The organism is Paenarthrobacter sp. NPDC089675 (assembly GCF_044749185.1).
GTDB lineage: Bacteria > Actinomycetota > Actinomycetes > Actinomycetales > Micrococcaceae > Arthrobacter.
Genome location: NZ_JBIVHM010000005.1, coordinates 280,727 through 298,966 on the forward strand (window position 1 = coordinate 280,727; position 18,240 = coordinate 298,966).

General features: G+C 64.2%; 18 protein-coding genes. 10 read left to right on the top strand and 8 right to left on the bottom strand.

Going from position 1 to position 18,240, the window contains the following annotated elements; translation table 11 throughout:
- Nucleotides 1-12: 12 nt before the first annotated feature.
- The 3 genes from ACIPY2_RS13305 to ACIPY2_RS13315 are packed head-to-tail and all read right to left on the bottom strand — an operon-like array spanning nt 13 to nt 1,814.
- Nucleotides 13-618 (bottom strand): helix-turn-helix domain-containing protein, encoded by a 606-nt coding sequence (locus ACIPY2_RS13305; RefSeq protein WP_400266849.1) that lies wholly within the window; start codon nt 616-618, stop codon nt 13-15.
- Between the two features lie 50 nt (nt 619-668).
- A complete protein-coding gene (gene arr / locus ACIPY2_RS13310) occupies nt 669-1,091 on the bottom strand; it encodes an NAD(+)--rifampin ADP-ribosyltransferase (RefSeq protein WP_400266850.1) in 423 nt (140 codons plus the stop codon).
- Between the two features lie 18 nt (nt 1,092-1,109).
- Nucleotides 1,110-1,814, bottom strand: coding sequence for a TetR/AcrR family transcriptional regulator (locus ACIPY2_RS13315; RefSeq protein ID WP_400266851.1), 705 nt, complete (start codon nt 1,812-1,814; stop codon nt 1,110-1,112).
- 107 nt (nt 1,815-1,921) lie between these two features.
- Here ACIPY2_RS13315 and ACIPY2_RS13320 point away from each other — a divergent pair, with 107 nt between their 5' ends.
- The 3 genes from ACIPY2_RS13320 to ACIPY2_RS13330 all read left to right on the top strand — a co-directional run bounded on the left by ACIPY2_RS13320 (nt 1,922) and on the right by ACIPY2_RS13330 (nt 5,778).
- On the top strand, nt 1,922-3,295 hold the full coding sequence (locus ACIPY2_RS13320; RefSeq protein ID WP_400266852.1) for a flavin monoamine oxidase family protein: 1,374 nt from the start codon (nt 1,922-1,924) through the stop codon (nt 3,293-3,295).
- Nucleotides 3,296-3,382: 87 nt separating this feature from the next.
- Nucleotides 3,383-4,249, top strand: a complete 867-nt coding sequence (locus tag ACIPY2_RS13325; RefSeq protein WP_400266853.1) for a universal stress protein — start codon at nt 3,383-3,385, stop codon at nt 4,247-4,249.
- Nucleotides 4,250-4,275: 26 nt separating this feature from the next.
- Nucleotides 4,276-5,778, top strand: a complete 1,503-nt coding sequence (locus tag ACIPY2_RS13330) for an APC family permease (RefSeq protein WP_400266854.1) — start codon at nt 4,276-4,278, stop codon at nt 5,776-5,778.
- A 60-nt stretch (nt 5,779-5,838) separates the two neighbouring features.
- Here ACIPY2_RS13330 and ACIPY2_RS13335 read toward each other — a convergent pair whose 3' ends face one another.
- Complete coding sequence (locus ACIPY2_RS13335) at nt 5,839-6,378, bottom strand: hypothetical protein (RefSeq protein ID WP_400266855.1); 540 nt, start codon at nt 6,376-6,378, stop codon at nt 5,839-5,841.
- Between the two features lie 394 nt (nt 6,379-6,772).
- On the opposite strand from ACIPY2_RS13335, the gene ACIPY2_RS13340 reads away from it, so the two are divergent.
- Nucleotides 6,773-7,153: a VOC family protein gene (locus ACIPY2_RS13340; RefSeq protein ID WP_400266856.1), complete on the top strand. Its 381-nt coding sequence runs from the start codon at nt 6,773-6,775 to the stop codon at nt 7,151-7,153.
- Nucleotides 7,154-7,220: 67 nt separating this feature from the next.
- On the opposite strand, the gene ACIPY2_RS13345 is transcribed toward ACIPY2_RS13340, so the two are convergent.
- On the bottom strand, nt 7,221-7,667 hold the full coding sequence (locus tag ACIPY2_RS13345; protein ID WP_400266857.1) for a DUF5997 family protein: 447 nt from the start codon (nt 7,665-7,667) through the stop codon (nt 7,221-7,223).
- Between the two features lie 34 nt (nt 7,668-7,701).
- On the opposite strand from ACIPY2_RS13345, the gene ACIPY2_RS13350 reads away from it, so the two are divergent.
- Nucleotides 7,702-8,418 carry a LysR family transcriptional regulator substrate-binding protein gene (locus tag ACIPY2_RS13350; protein ID WP_400266858.1) on the top strand — a complete coding sequence of 239 codons (717 nt, stop codon included), beginning with the start codon at nt 7,702-7,704 and terminating at the stop codon, nt 8,416-8,418.
- Between the two features lie 6 nt (nt 8,419-8,424).
- Here the strand turns inward: ACIPY2_RS13350 and ACIPY2_RS13355 are convergent, their stop codons facing one another.
- Nucleotides 8,425-9,111, bottom strand: coding sequence for a GntR family transcriptional regulator (locus tag ACIPY2_RS13355; RefSeq protein WP_400266859.1), 687 nt, complete (start codon nt 9,109-9,111; stop codon nt 8,425-8,427).
- 109 nt (nt 9,112-9,220) lie between these two features.
- On the opposite strand from ACIPY2_RS13355, the gene ACIPY2_RS13360 reads away from it, so the two are divergent.
- The 4 genes from ACIPY2_RS13360 to ACIPY2_RS13375 are packed head-to-tail and all read left to right on the top strand — an operon-like array spanning nt 9,221 to nt 14,795.
- Complete coding sequence (locus ACIPY2_RS13360; protein WP_400266860.1) at nt 9,221-9,979, top strand: LamB/YcsF family protein; 759 nt, start codon at nt 9,221-9,223, stop codon at nt 9,977-9,979.
- 42 nt (nt 9,980-10,021) lie between these two features.
- The gene (locus ACIPY2_RS13365) at nt 10,022-11,359 is read left to right on the top strand and encodes an MFS transporter (protein ID WP_400266861.1); all 1,338 of its coding nucleotides are present in this window, start codon (nt 10,022-10,024) and stop codon (nt 11,357-11,359) included.
- Between the two features lie 18 nt (nt 11,360-11,377).
- A complete protein-coding gene (locus tag ACIPY2_RS13370; protein ID WP_400266945.1) occupies nt 11,378-13,030 on the top strand; it encodes a carboxyltransferase domain-containing protein in 1,653 nt (550 codons plus the stop codon).
- Nucleotides 13,031-13,037: 7 nt separating this feature from the next.
- On the top strand, nt 13,038-14,795 hold the full coding sequence (locus ACIPY2_RS13375) for an acetyl/propionyl/methylcrotonyl-CoA carboxylase subunit alpha (RefSeq protein WP_400266862.1): 1,758 nt from the start codon (nt 13,038-13,040) through the stop codon (nt 14,793-14,795).
- A 63-nt stretch (nt 14,796-14,858) separates the two neighbouring features.
- On the opposite strand, the gene ACIPY2_RS13380 is transcribed toward ACIPY2_RS13375, so the two are convergent.
- Nucleotides 14,859-16,112: an FAD-binding protein gene (locus tag ACIPY2_RS13380; protein ID WP_400266863.1), complete on the bottom strand. Its 1,254-nt coding sequence runs from the start codon at nt 16,110-16,112 to the stop codon at nt 14,859-14,861.
- A gap of 129 nt (nt 16,113-16,241) precedes the next feature.
- Here ACIPY2_RS13380 and ACIPY2_RS13385 point away from each other — a divergent pair, with 129 nt between their 5' ends.
- Nucleotides 16,242-17,246, top strand: a complete 1,005-nt coding sequence (locus ACIPY2_RS13385; protein WP_400266864.1) for a LacI family DNA-binding transcriptional regulator — start codon at nt 16,242-16,244, stop codon at nt 17,244-17,246.
- On the opposite strand, the gene ACIPY2_RS13390 is transcribed toward ACIPY2_RS13385, so the two are convergent.
- Nucleotides 17,243-18,229 carry a bile acid:sodium symporter family protein gene (locus tag ACIPY2_RS13390; RefSeq protein ID WP_400266865.1) on the bottom strand — a complete coding sequence of 329 codons (987 nt, stop codon included), beginning with the start codon at nt 18,227-18,229 and terminating at the stop codon, nt 17,243-17,245. The genes ACIPY2_RS13385 and ACIPY2_RS13390 overlap by 4 nt on opposite strands.
- Nucleotides 18,230-18,240: the final 11 nt, after the last annotated feature.

An 18,240-nucleotide genomic window follows, 5' to 3' on the forward strand; every position in this document is an offset into this window, starting at 1 on the left:
CCGGACAAACGTTCACGCACGGGAAGTCTCCGTTCGATGACCCGCTCCGACTCCCGGTTCGAACACGGCCAAGGTAAAGCGAACGGGCACAGCGCCGGGATTGGCATACGAATGCGGTACATCGCTGCGGAAGGTCAGGGCGTCGCCGGTGAGGAGCTCATGGCTATCGCCTTCAACCTCAATGGTGAGTGAACCCTCCTGGACCTGCAGCAGCTCACGTGTACCCGCAGAGTGCGCCTCGCTCTCATGTAGCTCGCCTGGCGCCAATGTCCAGTCCCAAAGCTCGACGACGTCGGGAGACTCGGTGCCTGCGACCAGCACGCCGCGACCGCCGTAAGGGCCGGTCCAGAGCAACGCCCCTTCGCCTGAGCGGGTGATCCGGGCTGCCCGTGCCGCGGGAGGCTCAACAAGTGCAGGCAAGCCCACGCCCAAGGCGTCGCTGATCCGAAGGAGGGTTCCGATGCTCGGATTCACGCCACCCTGCTCTACGTTGACGAGCATTCGGCGACTCACGCCGGCAAGTTCGGCCAGCTGGTCAAGAGTCCAGCCCCGGCCCTTGCGTTCTTGCTTGACGCGCTTTCCAATGGCGCGCGCCAGCGTCTCTGCACTGTCATCCATGTAGTGCAGCATACTGCACTATCTTGGCAATGAAGTAACCGAGGAGATTCCTAGTTGATGATTTCAGCCCGTTCGTCAGCCCGGATAGCGGCCAGCCGCTCCCGCCACATCTGCAAGGCCTCGGGTGTCAGCCGCGTCCAGTCGGTAACTTCCTCGACCACTCGAAGCGGCGAACTGCTCCGATAGGAACGAGTGGGGTTGCCTGGGAACTTCTTGTCCGTCACGTTCGGATCGTTCTCGAATGGCCCGGTCGGCTCCACGAGATAGACATGTGGCGTCCCGTGACCTCCGGCCAGTTCGACGGCGAGCTCAGCCGCCAGTCCCGCGCCGTCGCGCAGTGCGGTGAAATAGATGTGGTTCATGACGACGTCGGGCTTGTAGTTCGAGCGGTAGCCCGGCGAAAGGATCTCGCCCGCCCGTACTTCGGCTCTTGTGCCGTGATAAAAGGGACCTTCATCCAGCGCTTCAGTCATGGGTCAAGCCTAGGCACACTAAGCGCGCATAGCCCCAAAACCCACGATCAGCGCTTCAAGTCCAAGGCTGAACGCCGTATCTGTCGGGCGCTCGTGCCCTGCCAGTGACAGGCGGTCCACGGCGGAGGTGAAGTTCGGGACCTGGTCGGCGAGGTTGCCGGCATCGAAAATGTCTTCCGGCGCGGTGACGTCGTAAGCGGCGCCGAACACAAAGGCTTCCAGCGCCACAATCGCGGAGATGATCCGTTCCTCCGGGAAGCCCGCCTCGCGGAATCCGGCGGTCACGGCCTCGTACATGGCGAGGGTCTTGGGGGCGTTGGCAACGGGGAGCACGGCAATGATCGGAATCAGGGGAGTGTGCTCGGAGAAAACGTCCCGGTAGGACCAGGCCCAGCGGCGCACGGCAACATCCCACGGCTCTACCCCGAACGCCGAGACGTCCACCATCGCGGCCAGGTGGTCCTCGAGCAGCACCAGCACATCGTCCTTGGATGACACGTGGTTGTACAGCGCCGACGGGGCCACTCCCAGCGACCGGGCCAACGCTGCCATGGTGAGTCCGTCGTAGCCCTTGCTGCTGATCAAGCTGAGCGCCGCCGTCGTAATGCCGTCCTGGTCCAGGATCGCCGCAGTTGGTCGGCCGGCGCGCCGCCGGGACGTCGCCGAGGGGGCTGGTGTTGGTGCGGGCATCGGGAGCCTTTCTGCTGCCAGTGTCCCCTGCATTATTCCATCGGGTCTTCACAGCCGCCGACTCACGGGCTACTATGGATATAAATGAATGCCATTCATTTATTGGTCAGCCACCAACGGACGGCCACGGAGAGGACATCATGCAGAATCTTGATCGCGACGTTGTGATCGTCGGTGCCGGACCGTCAGGGTTGACGGCGGCACGCGAATTGAAGAAGGCCGGACTCAGCGTCGCAGTGCTCGAAGCACGCGACCGCGTGGGCGGCCGCACCTGGACCGACACCATCGACGGCGCCATGCTGGAGATCGGCGGCCAGTGGGTTTCCCCGGACCAGACGGCCCTCATGGGACTGCTGGACGAACTCGGCCTGAAAATGTACCCGCGCTACCGCGATGGCGAATCCGTCTACATTGGCGCAGACGGTAAGCCCACCCGCTACACCGGCGACACCTTCCCGGTCAACGAGACCACCAAGGCCGAGATGGACAAACTCGTTGCCATCCTGGATGAGCTCGCCGCGGAGATCGGCCCCACCGAACCCTGGGCACACCGCAAGGCCCGCGAGCTGGACACGATCTCCTTCCACCACTGGCTCCGCCAGAACTCGAACGACGAGGAAGCCTGCAACAACATCGGCCTCTTCATCGCTGGTGGCATGCTGACCAAGCCCGCCCACGCCTTCTCGGCCCTGCAGGCCATCCTCATGGCCGCCTCGGCCGGCTCCTTCACACACCTGACGGATGAGGACTTCATCCTGGACAAGCGCGTGATCGGAGGCATGCAGCAGGTCTCGCTGCTGCAGGCAGCGGAGTTGGGCTCCGACGTCGTCCTTAACAGCCCGGTTCGCACCATCAACTGGGAAGACAACAACGTCACCGTGGTCTCGGACGGCGCTACCGTCAACGCCCGCTATGTGATCATGGCCGTTCCGCCGAACCTGTACTCCCGCGTCTCCTTCAACCCGCCGCTGCCGCGCCGCCAGCACCAGATGCACCAGCACCAGTCCCTGGGCCTGGTCATCAAGGTGCACGCCGTCTACGAGACGCCTTTCTGGCGCGAAGACGGACTGTCCGGCACGGGCTTCGGCGCCGGTGCACTGGTCCAGGAGGTCTACGACAACACCAACCACGGCGACACCCGCGGTACCTTGGTGGGCTTCGTGTCGGACGAAAAGGCCGACGCCGTGTTCGAGCTAAGCGCCGAGGACCGCAAGAAAGCCATCCTGGAATCCATTGCCGGGTTCCTCGGTGACAAGGCCCTGACCCCCGAGGTCTACTACGAGTCCGACTGGGGCTCCGAAGAGTGGACCCGCGGCGCCTACGCCTCCAGCTACGACCTCGGCGGCCTGCACCGCTACGGCAAGGACCAGCACGCCAACGTCGGCCCGATCTACTGGTCCTCGTCGGACCTCGCGGCTGAGGGCTACCAGCACGTCGATGGCGCGGTCCGCATGGGCCAGGCCACCGCAGCACGCATCGTCGAAGCCGACAAGCTGGCTTCGGTAGCGGTCTAAGCCCCGCGGAAGAGCGCAAAACCAGTAACCGGCAGTCCGGGGGAAGTGCCGTCCCCGGACTGCCGGCGGCACTGTTTAAGGAGAATCATGCGATACGTTGTCGGCTACACCGCCAACGCCAGGGGTCGCGACGCCGTCCACCTCGCCATTGCGATGGCACGCGGGCAGGACGCCAGCCTGGACCTGGTCCTCGTGGTCCCCGAGGACTCGCCGTACAACGCCGTGTACCCGCCCGAGCCCGGCTACGACTCGATCCTCAACGAGCAAGCCCGGCAGTGGCTCGACGGCGGCCTGGCCCTGGTTCCGGCGGACGTCACCGCCCGCGCGCACATCCGCCGCGGAGACTCGGAAGCGCAGGCACTCATCGACGCGGCTGTTGAGTTCGACGCGGCCGCACTTGTTATTGGCGCCACCAACAACGGCCTCTTCAAGCGGTTCACCATCGGTTCGGTGGCCAGTTCACTGCTCCATTCTTCACCGGTCCCGGTCGCGCTGGCGCCCCACGGTTACCACCGCACTGAAGGCGTCACCCGGCTAAGCTGCGGCTTCGGCGCGCGGCCCGGTGCGGATGAACTGCTCGACGTCGCCGTCGAGTCAGCGCGCGACCGGCACCTCCCGCTTCGGTTGGTCTCCCTGTTGGCGCTCGACGGCGGTAACTCGCCCGGGCTCGCCGACGCCGCCTGGGTGCATGCCGCCGACCGTCTTGCCGCCGTCGGAGGTTCCGACCTGGGTGACGCAGGCACGGAACCCGAGATCGTCGTCGCGCAAGGCCGCACCATCGAGGAAGCCGTGGACCGGCTCGACTGGGAAGACGGCGAAATCCTCCTCATCGGCTCCAGCCGCCTGGCGCAGCACCGCGCCACTTTCCTGGGCACTACCGCAAACCGGATCCTGCGTGCCCTGCCAGTTCCCATGATCGTGGTTCCCCGCGACTACACGCGACAGCGCTCCTAGCACCCGTCGCCTGAGAGGCAATACCCATGTCAACTGCACCAAAGACGGTCCAGTCGAAAGATTCGGCCCTGAGTGAGAAGGGCCTGAAAGCCGGATCGGTGGGCCTCATCGGCGCCGTCGTGATCGGCGTTTCCTGCATCGCGCCGGCGTACACGCTTACCGCCGCCCTTGGCCCCACCGTTTCCGAGGTGGGTGTCCACCTTCCCGCGATCTTCCTGGTGGGCTTCATCCCGATGCTGCTGGTGGCGCTCGGCTACCGCGAACTCAACAACGCCATGCCCGACGCCGGAACCTCCTTTACGTGGGCCACGCGGGCCTTTGGTCCGTGGATCGGTTGGATGGGTGGGTGGGGGCTCATCGCCGCCACGATCATCGTGCTGTCCAACCTTGCCGCGGTTGCCGTCGACTTCTTCTATTTGATGCTCGGGCAGGTGTTCAGCGATCCGTCGCTTGCAGAGCTGAGCAAGATCCTTCCCCTGAACATCGCCACAACGCTGGTGTTCATCGCTGTGGCTTGCTGGATTTCGTACCGGGGCATGGAAACAACCAAGGGCGTGCAATACGTGCTGGTGGCCTTCCAGTTGCTGGTTCTTGGTTGGTTCGCTGTTTCCGCGTTCGCGCATGTTGCCAATGGCACTGCCTTCGATGCCACCGCCATTTCGCCCGACTGGTTCAACCCCTTCGCCGTCGACTCCTTCACCACGTTCACTGCGGGTGTGTCCTTGTCGATCTTCATCTACTGGGGCTGGGACGTCACCCTCACCATGAACGAGGAAACGAAGAACCCCGAAAAGACGCCGGGACGCGCCGCGACCGTGACCGTGCTGGTGATTGTGGTCATCTACATGACCGTGGCGTTGGCGACGTTGTCCTTCGCGGGCGTCGGTGACACGGGCCTGGGGGCGGGCAACCCGGAGAACCAGTCCAGCATCTTCGCCGTGCTGGCCGGCCCGGTGATGGGTCCTTTCGCGATTTTCATGTCATTGGCGATCCTGAGCAGCTCGGCGGCATCCTTGCAGTCGACGTTCGTCTCACCGGCCCGGACCTTGCTGGCGATGGGTCACTACCGCGCCATCCCGCCCAAGTTCGGCCGCATCAGCCCCACGTTCAAGTCACCGAGCACCGCCACGATAGCCGCGGCCATTGCCGCCGCGGGCTTCTACGTGATCACCCGGACCGTTTCCGAAAATGCCCTCTGGGACACCATCACCGCGCTTGGCATGATGATCTGCTTCTACTACGGCATCACGGCACTGGCCTGCGTCTGGTACTTCAGGGCGGCGGCCTTTGCCGGTGTCCGCTCGTTCTTCTTCAAGTTCCTGGCACCCTTGCTGGGCGGGGTGATCCTGCTGGTGATGTTCGTGAAAACCGCCATCGACTCCCTGGACCCGGAGTACGGCTCGGGTTCCTCCGTCGGCGGCGTGGGCCTGGTGTTCATCCTTGGTATGGGCGTGATCCTGCTCGGCGTGGTGGTGATGCTGGTGATGTACCGGGTGCGGCCGGAGTTCTTCCGGAACTTCTCGCGCTAGCCCCGCGTTGCGAGGCCCGCTATGCGCGCTAAGTCTCCATTTTGGGGCGCAGAGCGGGCCTCACAACGTAGCTGTTGGGACACCGGCCGCGCGCTCGGCCTCCCCGAGTGCTTGGGCCAAGCGCTCGACGGCGGCACGGTAGTCCGTCCCGGCGGTCACCTTGCAGCGTTCGGCCTCGCGCAGGGCTTTGGCCAAGGCGGCGGTTTCAGAAACTCGGACATCGGTCATCGCGGGGTAGTCAATGCTCCGGGCGGGGTCGAGTTCGTAGCTCCGCCACTGCATGAGGAGCCTTTCGTGGTCTGCGGCGTCATGTGCAAAACCTGCACGACGTCGGGGCTCGGTAGCGCGCACCCGATCCACTTTCCGGGCGGCCACCAAGGTTCCTGCCGCCGTCGTTCCTGCCAGGGCGACCATCACCAAACCCGCAGGAGGGGACTCAACGGACGGCACCACAACAGCGGGCCCGATCACGGTCAGTCCCGCGAAAAGATCCCAGAAGATGGTGTCCGGCTCCGGCCCTCGACCATGCGTGAGCTTGCGGTGGAGGACGAATGTCGTGGCCGCTGTTGCAAGGATCAGGGCCAAACTCCACATCAGCATCGGAGCACCTCCAGGACGCAAAAGGCTGTGTTTTCAGTATGCGTTGACGCGCTGGTTTTGGGTACAGGGCGATTTCAACATCGCGGGCTGGCGGTCCAAATCGGGTAGCCAACTCTCGGTACACTCGTGTAACCGGACAAAAGTCCGCCGCCTCGTAAATAACGAAGGACCCGAGTGCAATCGGGTCCTTCGTTCAGCGCGAAGCGCTCTTTGGTGCGATGTTCAGGGCATACTCCTGAAACCCACACTTCAAGAGTATGCCCCTGCGCGCACGCTGTGCAAACACGCTGTGCGGTCGCACCCTGTCCTGTGGGAGGGGGTGCTGCGGGATTGTCCCGTGGCCGTCGCCGCACACGGCGTTTTGGCTGTCGGTGCTCCGGCGTAGCCTTGGGCCATGAGACTGAAAATGTGCAGCATCCACGTCAAGGACCCCGCCGCGGCCCACGCGTTCTATACGGGAACACTCGGTTTCGACACCTTGATGGCCATGCCCGAGGCGAATCTCTTCATCATCAAGGACCCTGGCGCAGGAGAGAAGTCGCCAGGGCTTCTTCTGGAGCCCAGCGACAACCCCATCGGGGCCAACTACATGAACGCTGTGTACGACGCCGGGATGCCGGCCGTCGTCCTCGGTGTCCCTGACGTCCGGGCCGAGTACGAACGGTTGCTCGCGGCAGGCGTGACTTTCAAGGGCGAACCAGCGGAGGATCCCTCCGGTGTCACTGCGGTTTTCGACGACGGTTGCGGCAACTACGTCATGCTGCACCAGGACTAGTCAGAGCACCGCGGTCTAAAGAACAGCGGCCGGGACGTTGGTGTCCCGGCCGCGGTTCCTTCAAGAGTTACGAATTGCGCTTGGTGCCCTTGGGAGCCTCGCGCTTGGCAGCGGCATTGTCCTTGGCCAGCTTGGTGGCTGCCTTCTTCCGCTGCTCTTCCTTGACGCGCAGCGCCTCTGCCCGAACGGCAGCGTGGGTGGCGCGCTCCACCACCAGCCACTGCGGGGGTGCTTGCAGCAGCTCGGCGATTTCCGCCGTCGTCAATGGCTCGGTAATGCCACCGCGGGTGAGGCCGCTGATGGAAATGTTGAGCTTCTGGGCCACCACAGGGCGCGGGTGCGGGCCGTTGCGCCGGAGTTCGGAAAGCCATTCCGGAGGGTTGGACTGGAGCTCGGCGTAGTCGTCGCGCGTAACGGGCGAGTCCTGGAACTCCTGGGGTGCAGCGGGCAGGTAGATGCCGAGTTTCTTGGCAGCTGTTGCCGGCTTCATGGTCTGGGAGTTCTTGGGAGTCATGCTTCAAGGGTATCCGGCCCGGTACTGTGAGTGTGTGCCAGACGCTGAAGAGTCCCCCGAAACAACCGAGCTTCGCTTCGCTTATGTGGCGGGTGTAACTCCGGGCAAATGGATCCGGCGATGGGAAGAGCGGATGCCCGACGTTCCGCTGCACTCCTTTATGTCCGACGACGACTCGCAGCTTTCCGTGCTGCACGACGGTTCAGTCGACCTTAGTTTTGTGCGTTTGCCCGTAGACCGGGAGGGCCTGCACGTCATCCCGCTGTACGAGGAACAGCAGGCCGTGGTGGCACCTAAAGGGCATGAAATCTCCGTGTTCGAGGAGGTGGCCTTCGAGGACTTGTCCGAGGAGAACTTCCTGGACGTAGCTGAGATGGGCGGGCCGGACATGGCTTTGCAGGTTGTGGCCTCCGGGGCCGGCCTCGTGATCCTGCCAATGCCTGTTGCCCGGCACCTGAACAACAAGGAAACCGTGAGCAGGCGCCTGTCAGGAGTGCCCGGTACGGAGATCGGCCTTGCATGGCTAGTAGGCAACGACAGTCCGGTGATCGAGGAGTTCATCGGGATCGTTCGTGGCCGGACCGCGCAGAGTTCGCGGCAACCGTCCGCGCAGGCGGAGAAGCCGAAGAAGGCTCCCAAACCGGACCGCCGGGGCTCGTCGGGTGCGAAAAAACCCGCCGTCGCGCAACGCTACGCGCCAAATCCGGACAAGGGCCGTGGACGCGGTTCGCGCAAGAAGGGAAAGCGCTGAACCCGCTTACCCGCCGTGGATTGCGGACTGCTGCTGCTCTGAACGATTGAGGTAGGCCAGCAGGAGATCACCGGCCTTCTCAAGTTCCCCTGCTTCCAAGGCGGCGCAGATCTGCTCATTTTCGGAAAGCCAGTCAGCGTAGAAGTGCGCGTTAGCGGTGGCTTTATGGAAGTACAGGCGCATCTCGGCGAGTACTTGGCGCATGATCGTGTTGAGCCGGTTGCTCTCCGCGAGGGCCACGATTGCGCCGTGGAAATGCTGGTTGGCGCTGCCCAGGCCGTCGTTGTCATCCGCGGCTGCCGCCCGTTTTCCTTCGTCGACGGCGGCCCTGACGGCGGCGATGCGCTCGGGAGTGCCTCCGCCCCGGATCGAACTGACTTCGATGGCCCGCCGGACGGTATAGACATCGTGGATGTCGCCCGCTTCCAGGGTTGCCACATAAACGCCTCGGTTGGGTTGGCGGACCAGGAGGCGTTCGCTGGCCAGTTCGGCGAAGGCCTCCCGAACAGTGTTCCGGGATACGCCGAGGTCTTCGGCGATAGTGGCCTCGGTGAGTTTGGCCCCGGGAACAAGGAATCCTTCGGCCAGTTGGTAGCGAAGCTCCTCCGCCACGCGCTCGGCAACGGACGGGACCCGCATCCGCACGCGGGCGCGCGCGGTGTCAAAGCTTGTCTGCTGCTCTGCACTTGCCATGAATCCAAAATTACACGATTGCCAAAAATAAGGATCGCCGGATTGTTGAACAATCCAGCGATCTGATGCATGCTTGATGTAACGCGCATCACGAGGCAGGGATCACACCATGGCAAGCATCGACCTGAACAGCGACGTCGGAGAGTCTTTCGGACGTTGGACCCTTGGCGACGACGCTGCCATGTTCCAGTCCGTTTCAAGCGCAAACGTTGCCTGCGGATTCCACGCCGGTGACCCCAGCGTTATCCGCAGCACGTGCGAAAAGGCGGCCAAGGCCGGCGTCGCAATCGGTGCCCACGTTGGCTACCGCGATCTGGCGGGCTTCGGCAGGCGGTTCCTGGATATCGACCCCAAGGAACTCGCCGACGACGTCGTGTACCAGATCGGCGCGCTCCAAGCCCTGGCCGCTGTGTCCGGCGCCCGCGTACAGTACGTGAAGCCGCATGGTGGCCTGTACAACGCAATCGTGAAGCACACCGCGCAAGCACGCGCAGTAGTGGATGCCGTGAAGTCGGTTGACCCCAACCTGCCGATCCTCGGCCTCCCCGGCTCGGAAGTCCTGCGTCTTGCCGAGGAGGCAGGCCTGAGGGGTGTCTCCGAAGCTTTCGCGGACCGCGCTTACAACCCGGACGGCACGCTTGTTTCCCGTTCGCAGCCGGGCGCCGTACTTCACGACCCCGCCGAGGTTGCCCGGCACGTCCTGCGCATGGCAACGGAGCAATCCGTCAAAGCCATCGACGGTTCCACGTTCACCATCCGCGCAGAAAGCATCTGCGTTCACGGAGACTCACCGGGGGCCGTCGCAATGGCCACCGAAGTGAAGTCCGCCCTCAGCGATGCCGGTGTAACCATCGGCTCGTTTATCTAGCCAAACAGGCCCAGCAGCACCCTCATCCCCCCGGAGGAAACCATGACCAGCACCAACAAGGCAGCAAAGGCCGTGACAAGGAAGCCACCGGCCGGCGCCCTCAAGGCTTACATCGCCAGCCTCACCGGCACCTCTCTTGAGTACTACGACTTCGCGATCTACTCCGTGGCGTCGGCGCTCGTGTTCCCCAAGATCTTCTTCCCCTCGAACGACGAATTTGTTGCCCTCCTGCTGTCCTTCTCGGCGTTCGCAGTCGGGTACTTGGCCCGTCCCATCGGCGGAGTGATCTTCGGCCGTCTGGGCGACAAGATCGGCCGTAAGTACGTCCTGGTCTTCACGCTGGTCCTGATCGGCGTAGCTACCGTGCTCATCGGCGCGCTGCCGGATTACAACATGATTGGCGTCGCCGCACCCACCATCCTGGTGCTTCTTCGACTGGCCCAAGGCATCGGTGTAGGCGGCGAGTGGGGCGGAGCCGTCCTGCTCTCCAGTGAGTTCGGAGACCCCAACAAGCGCGGCTTCTGGTCCTCGGCCGCCCAGATCGGTCCTCCCGCCGGCAACCTCATGGCCAACGGCGTACTGGCGGTCCTGGCTGCCACGCTCAGCAACGAAGCCTTCCTGTCCTGGGGTTGGCGTGTCGCTTTCCTGGCATCCGCGCTCCTGGTGGGCTTCGGCCTGCTCATCCGGTTGAAGCTGGAAGAAACCCCCGTTTTCAAGGCGATCCAGGCGCAGGGTGACCGGCCCAAGGCACCCATCAAGGAAGTGTTCACCCAGGAGCCCAAGGCTTTGGTTTCAGCAGCGCTTTCCCGTGTATGCCCCGATGTTCTCTACGCACTCTTCACGGTCTTCGTTGCCGTGTACGCCACCAAGGAACTCGGCATGACAACGGGCAATGTCCTGGCGGCGATCCTTATCGGCTCCGCTTTCCAGCTGTTCCTCATTCCTTTGGCCGGCGCGGTTACGGACCGCATCAACCGGCGGCTGGTCTACGGCGTCACGGCCGCAGCAACTGCCATCTTCATCCCGCTCTTCTTCTTGATGATCCAAGGCAAGTCCGTAGTGATGCTGACCATTGGCGTTGTCATCGGTCTTGCCCTGCACGCCTTCATGTACGGTCCACAGGCCGCCTTCATCACTGAGCAGTTCCCGGCCCGGCTACGCTACGCAGGCAGTTCCTTGGCCTACACCCTGGCCGGGGTTATCGGTGGCGCGGTTGCTCCGATCATTTTCACGGCCCTTTACGGCGCGGCGTCCGGTGGCTGGTACCTCATTGCCGGCTACCTCCTGCTGACGGCCGTCGTCACGATCGTGGGCATGCTCCTGGGCCGCGACCCCAAGCCGGAAGAGGAAGTCCACCTCCTGGAGGGTTCGCACGCCTGATCGGCTTGCGAGTGAATGATGGAAACCGTGATGGAAACCGCAACCACCAAGAAGGTCCGTTCCGTGAGGCCCGTGGGCACCCGGGCAGTCCTCGCCGAGCTCGACGGACTCGGGGATGTCCTCGCCCTGCAGGCCATGCTGGACAAATCGCCGTTGCCTGGACAGGTTGATGTGCTGGCTGCGGCCGAAACGGTCATGGTTGTTGGCGAGTCGGCGTCGGCCACCCGGGCTATCGGGGCCAGGTTGATGGAGTTGGAGCTCACTCCTCCCGAGGACACGGACTCCCGACTGGTGGTCATTGAGACGGTTTACGACGGCGAGGACCTTGCCGACGTCGCGGAGCTCACCGGCTTGAGCGTGGACGGCGTGGTTGCTTCCCACACGGGCCAGATTTGGACGGTTGCTTTTGCCGGCTTCGCTCCGGGCTTCGGATACATGGTGGGCGAAAACGAGTCGCTCTCCGTACCTCGCCGTTCCTCGCCGCGCACGGCGGTTCCAGCTGGATCAGTGGCATTGGGGGGCCAGTATTCGGCTGTCTATCCACGCCGTTCGCCGGGAGGCTGGCAGCTGATTGGTCGCACGGGTGCCCGGATGTGGGACCTGGACCGGGAGCAACCGGCCCTCGTTCGGCCCGGCGACCGGGTCCAGTACAGGGCTGTTCGTGAGGTTGTTACGGCGCCGTCCCACCACGTCGAACCCGATGCGGAGCACCACACCGCCGCCGGCCTGAAGATCATCAGCCCGGGCGCGCAAAGCCTCGTTGAAGACCTGGGCCGCCGTGGCTACGGACCCCTTGGAGTCTCCGCCGCGGGAGCCTTGGACCGAGCCTCCCTGCGCCGCGCCAACCGCCTTGTGGGCAACGCGTCCTCAGCGGCGGCCATCGAGTCGGTCGGAGGCGGATTGACGGTAGAGGCGGTGGGGGACCAGGTGCTTGCCGTGACAGGTGCGCCCACCGCGTTGAGCGTCCAGTCGCCGTCGTTCGGTGTTGATTCCGAAGAGCCCGACGGCGGCGCCACACCGGGTGCCACCCGAACCGTCCCCATGGCGGCACCTTTTGCGTTGCTCGACGGCGAAGTGCTCACCGTCGGTGCTCCCGAGGCCGGCTTCCGGAATTACCTGGCCATACGCGGTGGGGTGGATGCGCCGGTGGTCCTGGGCAGCCGATCCGCGGACACCATGTCCGGTATTGGGCCGGCAGCCCTGAAGCCCAGGCAAATGCTGGCCGTCGGCACGGAAACGGTATCCACCGCCGTCGGCAGCCCCGAACTCCAACCGGATTTCCCCGGTCAGGGCGTGACCGTGCTGGACGTCGTGCCGGGGCCGCGTGCCGACTGGTTCGACCCAGCAGCGTTGGAGTCGCTGACCAGCCAGGAATGGGTGGTCACGCCGCAGTCGAACCGCGTGGGCATGCGGTTGGACGGAACACCCCTTAAACGCAATCGCGAAGGCGAGCTGCCCAGCGAGGGAACCATGGCCGGGGCACTCCAGATCCCGCCTGCCGGCTTGCCGGTCCTGTTCCTTGCGGACCACCCGATCACCGGTGGATATCCAGTGATCGGCGTGGTGCGCGACGAGCATTTGGACCTCGCAGCGCAGGTCCCCATCGGCGGACGGATCCGCTTCCGGTTCCTTTCGGACTCCCCAGCCTTCACCTCGATCCCAGAAAAGTGAGTATTTGATGCGCAAGGTCCTAATTGCGAACCGCGGCGAAATCGCTGTCCGCGTCGCCCGAGCCTGCGATGATGCCGGGATTTCCTCGGTAGCCGTGTACGCGGACATCGACGCCGATGCCATGCACGTCGCAGCTGCAGACGAGGCCTACAGCCTGGGCGGCAACAGCCCCGTTGACACGTACTTGAACATCGGCAAGCTCCTGGACGTGGCTTCGCGGTCCGGCGCTGATGCCGTCCACCCCGGGTACGGCTTCCTCTCCGAGAACGCCGACTTCGCCCAGGCCGTGATCGACGCCGGACTTGAGTGGATAGGTCCCTCTCCTGAATCGATCCGACAGTTGGGCAACAAAATCACAGCCCGGGAAATCGCGGTCCGGGCCGGTGCCCCGTTGGTTGCCGGCAGCGACGGACCGGTTGCCTCGTCTGCGGAAGCCCGTGCGTTCGCAGAGGAACACGGCCTTCCCATCGCCATCAAGGCGGCGTTCGGTGGCGGTGGGCGCGGCCTGAAGGTGGTTCGTGAGCTCGCCGAGGTTGAGGAAGCCTTCGACTCCGCAGTCCGTGAAGCCGTAGTGGCGTTCGGGCGCGGTGAGTGCTTCGTAGAGCAGTACCTCGACCGGCCCCGCCACGTGGAAGCCCAAGTCATCGCCGACAAACAGGGCAACGTCATTGTGGCGGGAACGCGGGACTGTTCACTTCAGCGTCGCCACCAGAAGCTTGTTGAGGAAGCACCCGCGCCTTTCCTTAGCGATTCGCAGCGGCTGCAGATCTACGACGCCGCCAAAGCAATCGTTCGCGAGGCTGGCTACTACGGCGCGGGCACCGTGGAATTCCTGGTCTCGGCGGACGGCGCAGTGGCCTTCCTCGAGGTCAACACCCGCCTGCAGGTCGAGCACCCCGTGACCGAGGAAACCGCCGGCGTGGACCTTGTACAGGAGCAGTTCCGGATTGCCGCTGGTCTGCCCCTGAGCCTCACTGAGGACCCTGCCCCACGTGGTCACTCCTTCGAATTCCGCATCAATGCCGAGGACGTCGGCCGTGGATTCCTGCCTTCCCCCGGGACAGTGGAGTCCCTGGAAGCGCCCACGGGTCCGGGCATCCGCTTGGACTCAGGTGTGCGTGCAGGTTCAATCGTGGCACCGCAATTCGATTCACTCCTTGCCAAGTTGATCGTCACAGGTGCCGATCGGCAGCAGGCCCTTCGCCGTGCGCGCCGCGCCCTGGCGGAAATCAACATCACCGGGCTTCCCACAGTGCTGCCGTTCCACCGTGCGGTCCTTGAATCGGAGGATTTCGCATCAGTGGTGGGACTGAAGGTGCACACCCGGTGGATCGAGACGGAGTTCGCGGACCAGATCCCCAACGATCCCGACTACAGTGCCGTGGCACCCGGCGGTGAACGGAAGACCATCACCGTGGAGCTCGACGGCAAGCGCCTGGCTGTTGGCCTGCCCGCTGACCTGCTGGATGGGTGGGCCCGGTCGGGGCAAGGTTTGCCTGCCGCAGCCACCATTGATGGTTCTTCTGTCCCTAGCGGGGACGCGTCGCACGCAGAGTCCGCCCTGGTCGCGGCCATGTCCGGCACCGTGGTCAAGTGGCTCGTTGAACCCGGCACAGAGGTCTCCGAAGGTGATCCCCTTGTTGTCCTCGAGGCCATGAAGATGGAGACCCAAGTTAGCGCGCACCGCGCAGGGACGCTCACGGAAGTGCTGTCGGCTCCCGGCGGGGTAGTGACCACGGGCGCTGTGCTGGCGCACATCGAGTAGGCGGCTTTACGGGTTCCAGCAGCAGCGCGCGGCGGGATGACCGGCGTCGTGCGCCTACGTCCCTTAGCTGTTCGCGGGAGCCGCGACGCCCAGCACGCTGTCCAAAAGACCATTCCGGAACTTTCCGGCGGGATCGTTGGCCTGCGCCAGCGCCCGGAAGTCTTCGAACCGCGGGTACAGCGCGGCGAAGTCGTAAAGAGCCGGAGTGAAAAGTTTGCCCCAGTGCGGCCGGGAACCAAACTGCGCAAGCGCGGACTCAAGTTCGGGCAGCACAGCTTCCACCTCCGCCTGCAACGGCTTCCACGTGAAGTGCAGTGCGACGCTTTGCTGCCGGTAGAACGGGCTGAGCCAGAACTCGTCGGCGGCAATGGTGCGGATTTCGGAGATGAAAAGCAGCGGGGCGAGCTTGTCGGCGAGAGAACGGACGGCCTCCAGTGCGGCCGGGGCGGCACCAAGGGGCAGGATGAACTCACTTTGCAGTTCTTCGCCGTTGCTCGGCGTGAATTCGTGACGGAAGTGGGGGAGCCGATCCAGCCATTTACCGGGTTCGTCCAGCTGGATGGTGCAGTTCTCGGCCGACATTCCCGGCAGCGGGTGCAGCGCGGCGGTGGCTGGCGTTCCGCCGAAAAGCCCGGGCAGCGCAGCCTCGGAGTCCAAGGCCTTGAGCCACACTTGGGGGATCATATCGCCGGTGTAGTTGGTGAAGAAGCTGACGCTGTAGGCACTCGACGCAATCTCGGCGAATGAAGCCACAGCCCGGTCCCAAGGCAGATCCGTAAGCACCCGTTGCCGCATGTCATAGCTCGGGCGGACAGCCAGTTCCAGGCCCGTGACAATACCGAGTGCGCCCAGGCCAACAACGGAGGCGAGGAAGTCGTCGTCGTCCGCGGTCAGCGTGACGAGCTCTCCTGACGGTCGCACAAGATCGATACCCACGACGGCGGCAGCCAGGGACGGGTTGTTGACTCCGCTTCCGTGCGTGCCGGTTTGGATGGCACCGGCAACCGAAATGTGCGGGAGCGAGGCAAGGTTGTGGATGGCGAAGCCGCGTTCCTCAAGTGCGCGGCAGAGGGCTCCGTAGCTGATGCCGGCGCTGACTTTGACGGTGCCCTTGTCCGCCAGAAGCTCGATGTCCTGCGGCAGGGAGTCGAGCAGGATATGGGTGCCGTCCGTATCCGCGACGCGGTTGAAGGAATGCCTGGATCCGAGTGCCTTCACGCGAGTGGCGTCGGCAACGAGGCGCTGTACCTCGTCCACGGTGGAGGGGTGGTGGACCTTTGCGGACGAGTACTCGAGGTTTCCTGCCCAGTTCTTCATTGACTGATCTTCCCACGTGACGGTTTGAGTCTTTCCCTTGATTGTTTGCGCTAACAATTGGCTCCGTCAAGGTGTGTCCAGACAGCGGCGGCTAGAGTTCAAGAATCCGTCGTCGAGCAGGAGCATTGCGTGAGCCAGGGATCCAAGCCCACCATCCGGGACGTGGCCACGGCCGCCAATGTCTCGCTGACCACGGTTTCGTACGTTCTTTCGGGGAGGCATGGCGGCACCACCCGGATCAGCCAGCCAACCCAAGACCGGGTCCTGGCGGCGGTCAAGGAATTGGGTTACGTCCCCAACCAGGCAGCGCGGGGGATGCGGCGCGGGAAGACGGATGTGGTGGCCATCGCCATCGGCAATCTCGAATGGCCGTGGGACCGCGCCCTCGCTGCGACGGCGGCCCGGATGCTTCCCGAGCACGGATATCAGCCCGTCATTCTGTTGGGTGATGACTGGCGGAAGTTTGCCATGTCCGGAGGTGCCGACGGTGTGATCGTGGGGTTCTTTCCGGAATCGACGGAGGCGGATGAGACCCTCTCGGAGCTGGCACGCCGAAACGTCGCGCAAGTGGTGATCTCCGGATCGCTCAAACCCGCAGGATTCGATGTCCTCGCTCCGCGGCAGGATGCCGGCCTCAAGGAGTGCATGGACTTCCTTACGCTTTCTCATCAACGGATCGCCTGCATCCGAAGGGCCGACCCCGCCGGCCGGACAAAGAGCCGCTTCGCCGCCTATGAGGCAGGCCTGGCGAAAGCCGGGATTCCGTTGGACGAATCCTTGGTCCGGACTTCCCTGCACAGGCCGGCACTCGCCTATCAGGCAGCCCTGGAGTTGCTGCAGCTGCCGGAGCGGCCCACGGCCATACTTTGCACGGACGACATGGAAGCGCTGCAGGCCATCCGGGCCGCCTATCGTTTGGGACTCCGGGTGCCGGAGGATATCCAGATCGTTGGTGTGGGCAATTCAACCGAAGGCCAGGAATTCGATCCGCCACTGACGACCGTCGGCCCCGATCCGATCTTCGAGCAAGTGGTCCGCATGCTGCTGGACCGGTTGGCGGGGGTGACCCCGGCCGAAGGTATACGCATGCCGAGTCCCTGGAAGTTGCACCGCCGCGGGACCACCCTGGGTTAATCCTTCAGCGGGCGGCGTGCCAGCCACGCGGCCACGATGGCTCCGGAGATGTTGTGCCATAGGGAGAACACGGCGGAGGGTAGGGCTGCGAGCGGGCTGAAGTGCGCCGTGGCGAGGGTCGCGGCAAGGCCGGAGTTCTGCATCCCCACCTCGAATGCCAAGGCGCGGCGGGCTTTGCCGTCCATCCGGCCTACTTTGCCGGCGAGGTAGCCGAGGCCCAGGCCGAAACCGTTGTGCAGCACCACCGCAAGGAACACGATGCCGCCAGCGGCAACGATCTTGCTCGCACTGCCTGCCACGACGATCGCCACGATCAGTGAAATCACGACGGCGGATGCCCACGGAAGTGCGGGGAGTACCTTTGCGACGAGCTTCGAAAGGAACAAACGTGCGAGCAGGCCCGCTATGACGGGCAGGAGTACAGTCTTCACGATGTCCAGCACCATGGCGCCGGCGTCGACGTTCAGGAAGGAACCGGCAAGCAGCAGGGTCAACGCGGGGGTGACCAGCGGCGCGATCAAGGTGGAGACGGAGGCCACGGCCACCGACAGCGCAACGTCTCCCTTGGCAAGGAACGCCATCACGTTGGAGGCAGTGCCGGACGGAGCGCAGCCTACGAGGATGAGGCCGACGGCGAGCTCGGGCGGGAGCTGCAGCAGGACGGCGATGAGCCAACCCGCGCCGGGCATGATGACATAGTGCGCCACGATGCCGAGGGCCACAGCCCACGGTCGGCGGGCCACCGAAGCGAAGTCGGGTGGCGTCAGCGTGAGGCCCATGCAGAACATGATGATTCCCAGCAGGTAGGGAACACTTAGGCCGAGAGGCTTGAAGACGTCAGGCAGAAGGAATCCGACGACGCCGGCCACCACTACGAGGATCGGGAAGATCGTCACGGCGATGCGGGCAATCCTGGCCTCGGCGGCGAGGGCCGGATTCAGCGGGGCCGTTGTTTCTGACGGAGAATTCGTTGCCTCAAGCATTTATCCATGCT